12 protein-coding genes are annotated in these 13,092 nt (G+C 63.6%); all 12 read right to left on the minus strand.

Annotation, left to right across the window (positions count from 1 at the left end; translation table 11 throughout):
• Positions 1–5 precede the first annotated feature (5 nt).
• Positions 6–1,025 carry a PTS sugar transporter subunit IIB gene (locus ACO59D_RS03295; RefSeq protein ID WP_485125748.1) on the minus strand — a complete coding sequence of 340 codons (1,020 nt, stop codon included), beginning with the start codon at positions 1,023–1,025 and terminating at the stop codon, positions 6–8.
• A 530-nt stretch (positions 1,026–1,555) separates the two neighbouring features.
• Positions 1,556–2,683, minus strand: a complete 1,128-nt coding sequence (locus ACO59D_RS03300; RefSeq protein WP_485125749.1) for a M24 family metallopeptidase — start codon at positions 2,681–2,683, stop codon at positions 1,556–1,558.
• An 80-nt stretch (positions 2,684–2,763) separates the two neighbouring features.
• A complete protein-coding gene (locus ACO59D_RS03305; protein ID WP_485125750.1) occupies positions 2,764–3,981 on the minus strand; it encodes a 3-dehydroquinate synthase in 1,218 nt (405 codons plus the stop codon).
• Positions 3,978–4,517 carry a shikimate kinase gene (locus ACO59D_RS03310; protein WP_130812460.1) on the minus strand — a complete coding sequence of 180 codons (540 nt, stop codon included), beginning with the start codon at positions 4,515–4,517 and terminating at the stop codon, positions 3,978–3,980. Before ACO59D_RS03310 ends, ACO59D_RS03305 begins: the two co-directional genes overlap by 4 nt.
• Before the next feature lie 44 nt (positions 4,518–4,561).
• Positions 4,562–5,107: a YqeG family HAD IIIA-type phosphatase gene (locus ACO59D_RS03315; RefSeq protein WP_485125751.1), complete on the minus strand. Its 546-nt coding sequence runs from the start codon at positions 5,105–5,107 to the stop codon at positions 4,562–4,564.
• A gap of 5 nt (positions 5,108–5,112) precedes the next feature.
• A complete protein-coding gene (gene mltG, locus ACO59D_RS03320; protein ID WP_485125752.1) occupies positions 5,113–6,453 on the minus strand; it encodes an endolytic transglycosylase MltG in 1,341 nt (446 codons plus the stop codon).
• A 23-nt stretch (positions 6,454–6,476) separates the two neighbouring features.
• On the minus strand, positions 6,477–6,902 hold the full coding sequence (ruvX, locus tag ACO59D_RS03325; RefSeq protein ID WP_485125753.1) for a Holliday junction resolvase RuvX: 426 nt from the start codon (positions 6,900–6,902) through the stop codon (positions 6,477–6,479).
• The gene (gene alaS / locus ACO59D_RS03330; protein WP_485125754.1) at positions 6,903–9,542 is read right to left on the minus strand and encodes an alanine--tRNA ligase; all 2,640 of its coding nucleotides are present in this window, start codon (positions 9,540–9,542) and stop codon (positions 6,903–6,905) included. It abuts the gene before it with no gap.
• Positions 9,529–10,935, minus strand: coding sequence for an AI-2E family transporter (locus tag ACO59D_RS03335; RefSeq protein WP_485125755.1), 1,407 nt, complete (start codon positions 10,933–10,935; stop codon positions 9,529–9,531). Before ACO59D_RS03335 ends, alaS begins: the two co-directional genes overlap by 14 nt.
• A 131-nt stretch (positions 10,936–11,066) precedes the next feature.
• The gene (locus ACO59D_RS03340; protein ID WP_485125756.1) at positions 11,067–11,951 is read right to left on the minus strand and encodes a SigB/SigF/SigG family RNA polymerase sigma factor; all 885 of its coding nucleotides are present in this window, start codon (positions 11,949–11,951) and stop codon (positions 11,067–11,069) included.
• On the minus strand, positions 11,944–12,336 hold the full coding sequence (locus tag ACO59D_RS03345; protein WP_130812466.1) for an ATP-binding protein: 393 nt from the start codon (positions 12,334–12,336) through the stop codon (positions 11,944–11,946). The genes ACO59D_RS03340 and ACO59D_RS03345 overlap by 8 nt, the downstream gene beginning before the upstream one ends.
• Entirely contained in the window at positions 12,329–12,985 is a 657-nt protein-coding gene (locus ACO59D_RS03350) for a hypothetical protein (protein ID WP_485125757.1), read from the minus strand. The genes ACO59D_RS03345 and ACO59D_RS03350 overlap by 8 nt, the downstream gene beginning before the upstream one ends.
• Between the last annotated feature and the right edge of the window lie 107 nt (positions 12,986–13,092).

The following is a 13,092-nucleotide window of genomic DNA, read 5'->3' on the forward strand; positions in this document are numbered from 1 at the left end:
TATCCCTACTTGTTGTCTGCCTGGGCAGCAAGGCTGTCCTCGGCCTTCTTGATGATGGCGTCGTAGGACTCTGCCTTATCAGCCGGGACCTTGCGAATGTCGAACTCGACACCCTGGGCCTTGATCTTGTTGAGGGTGTCAACGTCGGCCTGATCCATTGCGAGGGCGTTGGTGACAACGACCTTGCCCACAGAGTGGGCCATGGAGCCAAGGTTGAGCTTCTTGATGGGCACGCCGCCCTCGATGGCACGAAGGGCGTCCTGCGGGGTCTCGAACAGGAGCATGGCCCTGGTGTTGCCAAAGCGAGGGTCCTTTGCGAGCTCGCAGACCTTCTTGATGGGAACTACGTGCACGTGGACTCCAGGAGGCGCCGCCTGGATAATCATGGTCTTGCGGAGCTGGTCCTTGGCAACGCCGTCGGAGCAGACGATGATGCGATCGGGGTTTGCCGACTTCGTCCAGGTGGTTGCCACCTGGCCGTGGAGCAGGCGGGTATCAACGCGGGCGAACACGATCTTGATCTGCCCGTCGCCGATGACCGTCCCTTCCGGAATAGCGCCCGTAGGCGCGGCAGCAGGTGCCGCGGCGGCCGCGGGGGCCGCGGGGGCAGCCTCCTTGGGCTCGAGTTCCTCGGGCTTGATGCGGATGCCGTTCTTTGCCTCGGTGAAAATATCCTTGGCGATGGCGGCAGCCGTGTCCTCGCTCAGGCGATCCCCGTAGGCCTGGATGAGCATTGGCAGGTTAAGGCCCGTCACCATGACCCAGTCCTCGTGGCCCTCGCTTGCAAGCAGGCCATTCACCTGGTTGAACGGCGTGGCGCCCCAAAGGTCGACAAAGAAGAGCACGTGCTCCTGCTCATCGAACGATGCGACGGCATCCTTCAGCTTCGCCTTGAGGTCGTCGGGGCCCATGTCTGGTGTGAGGGTCACAGCTGCGACGTCCTTCTGCGGCCCAAAGATCATCTGGCCGGACTCCATGATTCCCTCAGCGAACTTGCCGTGGCTGGCTAGAACGATACTGACCATTCTTCCTCCTTACGCATATCTCGTACCGTCAACAGATAACGCGTCAATTGTGGAGAGGCGTTCATGCCTTTTTCTCCCATCCTTCATGCCTCATTCACATCGACTTCACATTATAGGACACAACGAGCCTTCCGATGCTCAGAAAATCGTCGTCAGGGAATGGTGCTTGATTAACTGTCTCGGCTTACGGAGTACTAAATGCCAGATGAAATGGTAAATCCATCTAAGAATATTTGTTCATACAAGTTGGCGAACGGTCGATAAGACCGCGCCTCCTAGCGAGAGGCTCGGACAATGCAGAGGTAAAGGCATACGTTCATCGTAACCCCATGTGCCGATTCATGTGCCGCGAACGGCGAGAGGCAACGTAGTGGAGCCAGAGCCTGTGCAATGACGCTACAGTGCAAAATGACGCCAAGCGGGACTTATCGCACCTCCAACGCTGCGGAAAAACGCCTCCGGCGTCAGCACGAGGTGCGCAAGCCGGGGGCGAGAAGACCCGAGCAATGCAAAAGCGCGCGTTGTCCCCGCTAGCAGGGGATGCAAACAAGCTCGTGCGTCGACTGGGTGAAGACCTCGTAGCCGTTCTCGGTCACGATGCCGAAGTCCTCCACGCGTACGCCAAACTGCCCGGGCAGGTACGTACCCGGCTCCACGGTGATCACCGAGCCGGCGGGAATGGCGTGGTCGTTTCTCACGTTAAACATGGGCTGCTCGTGGATCTCAAGCCCCACGCCATGCCCGAGGCCGTGCACGAAGCAGTGTTCGGAGAAGCCCGCCTCGTTGATGACCTTGTGCGCAAGGTCGTTGATGTCGCGGCCGATAACTCCCGCGTGGATAGCCACCTCACAGGCCTCGTTAGCCGAACGAGTCGCCTCGTAGACGCGACGCTGCAGGTCGGTAGGCTCGCCCACGCAGACCGTGCGTGTCATGTCAGAGCGGTAGTCATGGTAGCCGGCACCAAAGTCCATCACAATCATGTCGCCGTGCTGAATCATGCGCTCACCAGGCTGCGCGTGTGGGTTCGCGCCGTTGGGACCGGAGGCGATGATCGAATCAAAGGAGAGTGAGTCGGCGCCGTTTGAGAGCATCCAGCCCTCGAGCTCGGCTCGCACCTGCTGCTCGGTAAGGCCGGGCTTGATGTAGCCGCAGATGTGCTCGAACCCCGCGTCGGTAATCGACTGCGCATGGCGCATGAGCTCGACCTCCTCGGCATCCTTCACGATGCGCAGGCCAGCGATGTCACCGTGAAGACGCGGGTTGAGCACTGCAACGGACGCCCTGGCGCACTCCTCGCCGAGCGCATCGAAGAATGCGAGGTCGCACGTGTCCTCGACAGCAACAACGCGTGAGCGGTTCTCACGGATGCGCTGAGCAGCCCAGCACGCGGGTGACACGATGTCCATGTCGAGCTTCCAAGGGGCATCCGCACCAAGGCGACTCTGGAAGGTGCCAAAGTAGCGGGAGTCCGTGTGAAGCCACAGCCCATCGGCGGTCACGAAGGCCGTATGAGCGACCTCGTCGTCAAAGGTGCGCTCGGCACCGGTGAGCCAGCGCAGGTTAGGGTTGTTGCGCAGGATCGCTGCGTCATAGCCCCTCTCGGCCATGAGGTTGCGAAACCTCTCGACGCGTGCGGCACAGGCCTGTGCATCTGCCATGATTCTCTCTTCTCTCTTGCTATGTGGACAGACAAAAACGCTGGTAGGACGAGCAAGGCGCACCATGCGCAGGGTGGGGGTCAGCGCGCGGCGCACCATGCGGCTGTGTGTTCGGCGAGCTGGTCGTCCTCGACGGCCGCGAGGCGGACGCGGCCGAGGGAGCGCGGAAGCTCCAGCATGAACTTGTTTGAACGACGGAAACGCTCGGCCTTGAGCGCAGCTGCCATAGCCGTGGCGTCCATCTCGCATTCGACGTAGCCCAGGCCCAGGCGATCGAGCAGTTCGTCCTGTGCGAACATGTCATCGACCGAAAGCCCACCCTGCGCGACCGAGAGGCGTGCCAAGAAGCGCACGGCCTCGGCCAGCAGGGTCGAGGTGGGCACGCCCTCCCCCACAAGCGGGCGCAGAGCATGCACGAAGGTCATGCCGTAGTCGATGGACTGGCGCACGGCCACCGATGTGGACGAGATGACCTTGCCACGACTCTTCATGCAATCGACCAGCTGCTCGCAAATGATGGCGCGGTCCAGCGCGGCAATGTCGTTGGCGCGGTCAAAGAGCCTACCAAAGGCCTTGTCGGAGTCTGCCATGGCACTGGTGACAAAGAGCGCACGGGCGAGAAGGGCGGCTTCGTCGGTGCGCGCAGCTTCGACAACGTCGAGGTCACAGTAGACGTAGCGGGCACTGCCGTCCTGCGAGACCATGCGCTCTGCGCCCGGCAGGTCGAGCGCCAGCGGAGTCACGCCCGCAAGAAGAGCGCATGCGGGATCGAGTGGGACCTGGGCAAGCGTCATGCCACCACACCACGACCGACACGCAAACGATGCCGTAGAGAGGGCGCGCACGTCGCCTACGGCAACGGCGACATCATCACCAGTCGCGCCACTCTCCGCAAGCCCTTCGTACACGGCCTCGAGGGCCTCGGTCGAAGAGGCGCCAGGGCCTGACGGAAGATCGAGCTTCTCCACACGAAAGCCCACGTCTGCGAGGTCGCGGCGGATGGCCTCGATGACGTCAGCGGGAGCCCCCGACGTAGTTGCCAGCACTGCCACACGCGGCTTTCCCACATAGGCGCGCAGGTCGTTGCCCATGGTTCCCACGAGGTCATCGCCCACACGAGCGTCGAGAGAGCTGCCACGGAGGTTGACCCATTGGCGCTTCACGCGGATGCGCACGGGCTCGTCGGCCACAGGCTCAGGATCGGCCGCGGACTTCGCGTCGGCCATAGACGCGTCAGCTGCGTCTGCCACGTCCTCCTCGCCATCCAGCGTCAGGCCATCCTGGCTATTCTCGCTCACAAAAGCCCCCTCTCCCAGAGCAGCTGACCGGATTCGCTGGCCACCTGCTCGAAGGTTCTGCTTCTAATGTCAATGGTGATGTCGGCGGTCTGCTGGTAGAGCGGGCGGCGATGCCTAAAGAGCGCCCGCGCGTGTGAGGCGTCACCCAAATCCGGGCGTCTTTCGGGACAACGCATCTGGCGCAGGGAGTCGGAAAGGTCTCCGTCAAGGTAGACTACCACACCCATGCGGTGCATGAGCTCGCAGTTCCTGGGCCTCTCGACCACTCCCCCGCCACAGCTCACCAAAAGCGACTTGCGCGACGCCAGGCCCTCGAGGACCTTGGTCTCCTCGTCACGGAAGCCCTTCTCGCCGCGCGAGGCAAAGACGTCACACACGCTCATGCCCAAGGCGCGCTCAACCAGCTGATCGGTGTCGACGTAGGGTCGGCAGAAAAGCGTACCCAAATTGCGTGCGAGGGTAGACTTGCCGGCACCAAGAAACCCCACGAAAAAGATGTGGTCGCAGCCCTCGTGGATGACGTAACCCTCGCCCAACTCGTCCTTCCTTGCTCCCGCTCGTACTTGACCGCTAGATTCTATCACCCGGCACTGCGACCGGGCGCACCAGCACTCTCGCCCTCGAACTCGACACCACGCAGCACGAGTGCCTCCCCCAGGCGAAAGACCTGCGTGTACCAGAGGTCGCGACGCGACTGAGGCCGCACGAGAATGGTGCGTGCGCCTGCGAGGTTGCCGGCAAGGACGTCGGTGAAGACCTGGTCGCCCACAACGACCGTCTGCTCGGGCCCCACACCCATGCGCGCCATGGCAACCCATGCCGAGAAGGGCACAGGCTTCATGGCGTGATCGACGACGGGACAGCCCAGCTGACTCGCGGAGGCGGCAACCTCGGCCGAGTGGAAGTTGTTCGAGAGCAGGCACATCGCAATGCCGGAGTTCCGAAGCCGGTCGAGCCACGCCCCAATGGCAGGTGGTACCACGTGCGTGTCCCTGGGAATGCAGGTGTTGTCGCGGTCGAGAAGCACCAGGCGCACGCCGGCCGCCACCAGGGCATCGATGTCGATGCGGTCAACGGAGACGACGTAGCGCGTGGCACGGAAAGGCGAGAGCATCTCGTTGGCCATGGCTCCTAGGCTCCCGAATTCTGGGCGATGACCTGCTGGTGCTGCTCGTAGGTCTCGGAGAAGGCATGCACCGAGCTCGTGATGAAGAAGTAGTAATAGTTGGTGTCCTGGGGGTTTGCCGCCGCCGTGAGCGAGTCCAGGCCGGGGTTGCAGATGGGCGTGGGCGTAAGACCCATGTTGGTGTAGGTGTTGTAGGGGTCGTCCTGCGCGAGGTCATCCGCGGTGACCTCGCGGCCCAGCGTATAAGCAAGCGTCGCATCGCTCTGAAGCGGCATGTTGGCAGCCATGCGGTTGTAGAAGACCGACGAGATGAGCACGCGGTCATCGTCGGTCAAGGCCTCCTTCTCGATAATGGAGGCAACGGTGAGCACGTCGTAGTTGGTGAACGGCCTGCCGTAACGCGACTCGAGTGACTGGCGGGCTGTATCAAGGTCGAGACTTGCCACCTCGGCCTGGTACTGGCTGAGCATCGCACGGATGATGGTGTCCGCGGTAACGGTCTGGCCTGCAAAGTCGTAGGTCTTGGGGAAGAGGAAGCCCTCCAGCGAGTCGTTTGCCGCCTCAGAGAGGAAGGGGTAGTCGGCCACGTAGTTTGAGGCCTTCGCCTGGGCGATGAAGTCGTCTGAGGCGATGCCGAATTTCTCCTCCACAAGCGAGGCAATCTGTGTCACCGTGTAGCCCTCGGGCACCTGCAGGGCCGAAGCGGTCGAGTTGGGGCCGGCAACGAGCTGGTTGATCACGTTCGTGACAGACGAGCCCGTAAGAAGCGAGTACGAGCCGCTCTTGAGCTTCTGCTCGACGTTCTGGCGCTGGACCTCCTGGATGAAGGCCGAACTGTCGGAGATAACCCCGGCACTCTGGAGGATCGTGGCAATCGAGGAGGTGCTCGAGCCATCCGGGATAGTGACCTCGACCTCCTGGCCTGCCTCCGCCTGCGTGCCGCCTGACGTGGAACTCTCGGTGAGCCTGGGCAGCACCAGAACGAAGAAGAGAGCGACGAAGGCTGCCACGCCGGCAAGGATGGACACGATAACGGCTGTGGTCTTGGGCCCGTTGGGCCGGCCGTTCCCCCTGCGCTTGCCACCGCGGGTGCGGGCACGCCTCGTAGCTGCAGCGGTGCGCGCAGAGACGCGGCTCGTCGTGCCGCCGATAGCGCCCGTGGACCCCGGGGCTGGGCTGTTCACGTGCGGCGCCTCGGCCGAGCGGGCGGCCTGCCGGCTCGCCGAAGGGCCTGCCGCCACCTGGCTGCGGGAGGCAGCACCAGGCGTCATCTGACCCGAGCCTGGCATGCGGAAGTGAGCTGCGCGATGCCGGGGCCTCTCGTTGTTCTGGTTGTTCGTGGGCATGTCGCCTGCCTCTCGTTTGTCTCTCAGACCGTGGGTCCCGCCTGCCATGCGTCAAGCCAGGCCTGCAGGAAGAGCGATGCGGCAACCATATCCACCTTGCCGCGCATGGACTTCTCGGAAAGCCCCTGCTCACGTAGGATGCGCTTGGCCTCTGTGGAGGAGAGCCTCTCGTCCTCAAACTCGAGGGGCAGGCCCGTCTGGGCAGCCACGCGCTCGGCCACGGAGCGCACGCGCTCCGCCTGGGGGCCCTCCTCTCCCGCCATCGTAAGCGGGCGCCCGCATACGAGCACGTCGGGCTCCCAGTCCTCAAGCACCCTGCGGAAGCTCCGGGCAACCGAGAAGACCTCGGCTGCCGGAAGCACGCACACCGGCATGGCAACACGGCCCTCGGGGTCGCTCACCGCCACGCCAACGCGAGCCTCGCCAATGTCAAGCGCCAGCGCTCGCACCTATGCCCCCAACACAGCCTTAGCCGCATCAAGGGCAGCAGCGATACCAGAGGCATCCGAGCCGCCGGCCTGCGCCATGTTGGGCCTACCGCCACCACGTCCACCCACATGGCCGGCAATCTGCCTGATGACGTCGCCTGCCGAGAAGCCCGCGGCCACGGCGGGCTCAGTGCCGGCGGCGAGCAGGGCAACCTTGCCGTCAGGCGTGGTAGACGCAATGACGCAGGCGATGGGCTCGCCCTTGGCGCCGTTGCGGATAGAGTCCCAGACGGAGCGCAGGTCCTTGCCGGAGATGCCGTTGAGCCTGGTGAAGACGCAGCGATAGGCACCCAGGTCGCAGGCATGGCGCAGCGCCGCAGACACGACGTCGCCTGAGGCAGAGCCCTTGGCGACGCCAATGTTGTGCTTGGCCTCGCGCAGCTCGGCGCGCATCTGGGAGACGCGCTCGGGGAGGTCGGTGGGACGGCACCTCAGCGTGGCCGCCGCCTCGTCCATGAGCGCGAGGCGCTCGTCCACGTACTCGATGGCGCCCATCGAGGTCACAGCCTCGATGCGGCGGGCGTTAGAGCCCACGGAACTCTCGGAGACAATCTTGAAGATGCCGAGGTCGGCGGTATTGCGCGCATGGGTGCCGCCGCAGAGCTCGCGCGAGAAGGGCTTGTCGGAGCTGCCGGTGGAGACCACGCGCACGCGCTCGCCGTACTTCTCGCCAAAGAGCGCCACGGCACCCGAGGCCTTCGCCTCGTCGATGCCCATGACCTCGGTCACCATGGGCTCGGCGGCGAAGATCTCGGCGTTGACCATGCCCTCGACGCGCTCGAGCTCGTCTTTGGTCATGGCCTCGAAGTGCGTGAAGTCAAAGCGGAGGCGATCGGGCGCCACCAGCGAGCCGGCCTGGCTTACGTGATTGCCCAGGACCTTCTTGAGTGCGGCGTCAAGCAGGTGCGTTGCCGTGTGGTTGCGACGGATGAGCTCGCGGCGACCGTGGTCGACCACGGCAGTCACCGAGTCGCCCACGGAGATGGCGCCGTCTTTGACCTCGGCCACATGGCCCACCAGGCCACCCTCGTGGTGCAGCGCATTGGTGACGCGCGCGGGACCGACGATGCCGCTGTCGCCCACCTGGCCACCCATCTCGCCATAGAACGGCGTGCGGTCGAGCACAATCTCGACCTGGTCGCCGGTCGTGGCTTCGGAGACGGACTCGCCGTCGCGCACGATGGCAACGACCTCACAGCCAAGGAGCTCGTCAGTGTCATAGCCATCGAACACGGTCGCAGGAAGGCCGTCAGACAGGGCAACCCAGACGTTGTTGGCCTTGCCCCAGGCGTCGCGGTTTGCCGTGGCGCGGGCGCGCTCGCGCTGGGCCTCCATGGCGGCATCGAAGGCGTCCATGTCAACGGAGTGGCCCGCCGCACCTGCAATCTCGCGGGTGAGGTCGATGGGAAAGCCATAGGTGTCATGCAGGGTGAAGGCAACGTCACCCGAGAGGGACTCGCCCTCGCCGAGGCGCGCAAGCTCGCCCTTGAGCTGCTCCTCGCCGTTGTCGAGGGTAGCGCCAAAGCGCTCCTCCTCGGCATTGATGATGGCGTCGATCAGAGCCTGCTGCCCAACGAGCTCGGGGTAGGTGCCGCCGAGAAGACGTGTGACCTCGTGGGCGTAGGTGGTGAGGAACTGGCTCCTGATGCCCATGAGACGACCGTGGTAGACGGCGCGACGGAGCAGGCGGCGCAGCACATAGCCGCGGCCCTCGTTGGAGGGCAGGATACCGTCGCCGATCATGAACGTGATGGCGCGGGAGTGGTCGGCCACGATGCGCAGGCTCCTATCGGTGGTGGCGGAGTCATGGTAGCGCACGTCCGCAAGGCCCTCGCCCACGCCGATGAGGGTGCGGAGGATGTCACCCTCGTAGTTGGAGCCCTCATGCTGCATGATTGCGGCAATGCGCTCGAGGCCCATGCCCGTATCGATGTTGCGGTGCGGCAGCTCCGGCATGGAACCGTCCTCCTGGCGGTCATACTGCGTGAAGACCAGGTTCCAGAACTCGAGGTAACGGTCACCGTCGTCACCGGGCCTCGCGCCTTCGAACTCGGGGCCCTGGTCAAAGTAGATCTCGGAGCAGGGGCCACAGGGACCGGTGGGGCCAGCGGCCCAAAAGTTGTCCTCCTCGCCCAGGCGGGAGATGTGGTCGTAGGGAACGCCCTGCTTGTGCCAGAGTTCGACGGCCTCCTCGTCGTCCTTGAAGACGGTCATGTAGAGGCGGTCTTTGGGAAGGCCAAGGTGCTCGGGCGATGTGATGAACTCATAGGCCCACTCGATGGCATCGGCCTTGGTGTAGCCGCCAAACGAGAAGTTGCCCAGCATCTCGAAGAACGAGAGGTGACGCGCGTCACCAATGTTGTCGATGTCGTTAGTGCGCAGGCACTTCTGGCAGGAGCAGGCACCGATCTCCTTCATGGTCTTGGTGCCCTGGTAGTACTCCTTGAACTGGTTCATGCCGGCGTTGGCAAGAAGCAGCGACGGGTCATCCGGCACGAGGGAGGAGGACGGGTAGAGCTTGCAGCCCTTGCCCTCAAAGAAGCCGAGGAAGTCCTCGCGAATCTCAGCCGTGGTCATAGTCTTGTAATCAGACGCGCTCATGTCTCTCCTCGTCTGCGGACGACGCCGGAGACTCGGCCGCAGGGCCAGCGCCATCGTCCTGTCTGTTGGTTGCAACGTTCCTATTTTTACTCATATCAGCCGTATACACAGCGTTTTCATGGTCACTGCTTGCGCCATTTGCAGCTTCTCGTGCCTTGGACCACGCAGAAGAGGTCACAAGCCGCGTGCTCTCGAAGAACTTCTCGTCATCCAGTGCATCGTAGACGGCCTCGACGTTGCCTGCGCTGTCGTGATGCGGCGTGCTCTGGAAGAGCGCTCCATCCTCGGAGACCAGCTGGCGCTTGGTACGAGTCTCGAAATAGTAGACAAACACCCCGCGAATGGCTGCCGTAAGCGGTATGGCAAGGACCATGCCCACGATGCCACCCAGGCAGTTGCCTATGACAATGCCCACAATGGAGAGGACGGGATGGATCTTGACCGCCGAGCGCATGATGAGCGGCGAGATGAGGTTGTCCGTCACGTTCGCCGCAATCACCATCACCAAAAGCGACCACAGCGCAAGCCAGGGACTTTCAAAGAGGGCGAGCAGCGTTGCCAGGACCGCCGCGACAAAGGGGCCAATGACGGGAACAAAGTGCAGGAAGAACGTGATGATTGCAACGAGCCCGGCATACGGGTGGCCGAGGAGGCCCAGCCCCACCCACACGGCAACGGCGTTGATGATTGAGCAGATGAGCTGCCCGCGCATGTAGCCGCCCATGGAACGGCTCATGACGGCGAGGAGCAACGTCATATCGCCCTTGCGAGAAGGGCCTGCTATCTGGGACAGCTCACGCACGATCACGGGATAGTCCTTGGCAAACCAGTACGCCAGTATCAGCGCCAGGCAGAAGTTCACGAGGTTGTCCATGGTGTCAAAGAACCCCGAGACGGCACCGTCGGAAAGCTGGCGCACGGTGTCCGAGGCCATGGCGCTGCCGGCGGATGAGACGGTCTGGACGATGGAGTTCACCGTGTTCTGGAGCTGCTCGTTATCCGAGGTGCCGTAACTCCCCCAGAAGCTCGAGAGAGCGTCTTGCACGCTGCGAACGTAACTTGGTACCTGCCGCAGCACCTCGATGGACTGCTGGGCAAAGGTGCCGCCGAGAACCACGATGACCACCGCAAGCGCCGCCAGTACCACCAGAAGCGAGATAAGCGCGGCAAGCGCCCTGGGGGCGTGCCGGTCTTCGAGCGCGTTGGTGATGGGGCTGCAGATAAAGCCGATGACGAGGCCTGTGGCCAACAGCTTGACGGCGTCGCCAATCATAGAGAGTCCGCGCACGGCAAGGACGAAAACCGCAATGGCACCCACGATGGCCCAGGCAACCACCATCCTCCTGCGCCAGGTGGCATATCTCTCGTCAGCGGAACTGTCCCCCATCGGCATCTCCCCTCCTCGGCAAATAACTCATTCTAGCAAGACGAGAAGGGCTCCTTGGCGAAGGGATTATGTGCGGGTGACCGGCACTACACGACACGCGGCGCCGGGCCGAGTCTTCCGACGCCGCATCGGCGTTGCTACTTACCCATAAGACCCTCTGGGTCGATCTTGTCCTGAACGCGCCGGAGCGTACGGCGCAGGAGGCGCGAGACCTGGACCTGCGAGATACCCAGGCGCTCGGCAATCTCGACCTGCGTCATGCCCTCGAAGAAGCGCATGCGGATGACGTCCTTCTCGCGCGGCGAGAAGTCACGGATGGCATCCTCGAGGACGATGCGGTCATCGGAGGCGGCAAGGTTCTCGTCCTCCGTGGCATAGTGGTCGATGACCGAGGGCGTGTCGTCATCGTCTGAAGAGCCGCCGCCCTCGAGCGGGACAGAGCTGTACGCGCTGGAGGACTCCATGGCCTCCAAGACGTCATCGACGCTCGCGCCCACGCGCTTGGCAATCTCCTCTATGGAGGGGCTGCGCGAGAGCTCGTTGGTAAGCTCGTCGTTTGCCTGGTTGACCTTGGCCGAGAGCTCCTGCAGGCGGCGTGGCACGCGAACCGACCAGCCCTTGTCGCGGAAGTGGCGCTTTATCTCGCCCAAGATGGTGGGCGTGGCGTAGGTCGTGAACTCGAGGCCGCGCGAGGGGTCAAAGCGATCGATGGCCTTGATGAGGCCGATGGTGCCCACCTGAATAAGGTCATCGAGGGGTTCTCCCCTGTTTTTGAACTTGGACGCAAGGAACCGGACGAGGTTCAGGTGGCTCACGATGAGCTGGTCGCGAACCTCTGGGTCACCCGTGGCCTTGTACTGGCGGAAGAGCTCGCGCGTGCGGTCCTTGTCCCAAGCGGCCTTGCCCTTTGGCGTGCGGTGAAGCGAGCGATGGCGGGCCCTCTCGGCGCGGGCTTCCGATATCCCGCGCTCGGTGCGCTCCCCCCTGGTCTCCTGGGTGTCCGCGGTGCTGGCGCTAGGCATGCTGCACGCCCATTCTCTTGGAGAGGTGCAGCGTGCGGCCATCCTCAGAGATGCTGAAGTCATCGCACACGGCACCAAGGAGAACCTCGACCAAATCGATGGGCTGGGGTTCGCCGGAAGAATCTGTTGCCTCATCGGGGTCTTCGTCGCCGAGCGAGAAGTCGGCAGTCATGCCGTCGGACGCAAGGCCAAAGACGATGTCGCAGGTAGCGGGCTTGGTCGCACATGCATAGACGAAGCCCTCCTCCGCGGCCATGCGCACGTCCTCGACATCGTCGACGCTCATGTCGCAGCAGACGGCGAGGTTGGAGGCAGTCATGCGAACCGCCCTTGCAAAACGCGCCTCCGCAGGGACGCTGAGCTTGACGATACTGGTACTAGGCATTGTTCTCCTCGCCATCTGCCACGGCATCCAGGGCGGAAGCGGACGCGGCGTGCTTGGGCTTATGCTGTTGCTTCTCTGCGACAGGCGCAGGGTCTGCGGTGGGACAAGGGGGCTGTCCCTTTGTCTCATCAGCCTCGACCGGTGCGTAGGTCACGTACGCGGTGGCGGAGCGCCGCCGGGCAGGTACGGAGTCCTCCTCGGCGCCCCTCTTGCCTGCGGCATCCTCAAGGCGGGCCTGCGGTGCCTCTCCCCTGTTCACGAGCTTTGTCACGGCACCTGCAACGGCACCGGCGGCGCCCGCGACACCCTTGCCCACCGTATCCGTCACGGCAGACGCCGTCCCCGTTACGGTAGAGACGTCCCCCAGGATACCGTTGAGGCTGTCGAGGCTCTGCGTAGCGCTGTCGATGGTCCCCTCGGCCTTGACGAGAAGCAGGTTTACCTGCTTCATGGCGGGGTCGAGCTCGTCAACCATGCCGTCCACCTTGACAAGGATTGGCTGCACCTGCGCAATGGCTTCGTTTGCCGAGGTCGTGACCTCATCTACCGAGGCGCGCGCCCTGCGGATGGTAAGCGCGAGCTCAGCCACAGCCCAGATTGCGACGGCGACCAGAACAATAAGGGCAATGTCCAGAGGGCCCATCTTCATCCCTTTCTCCCGCGACGCTCTCCGGAGCTTCGGAGGCGCAGCGCACCACACGTACGCCGACATTCTACCCGTTTGCCCTGAGTTGGTTGCCCGCCAGACAGCTGCTG

The sequence above is a fragment of the Tractidigestivibacter sp. genome (genome assembly GCF_057241865.1).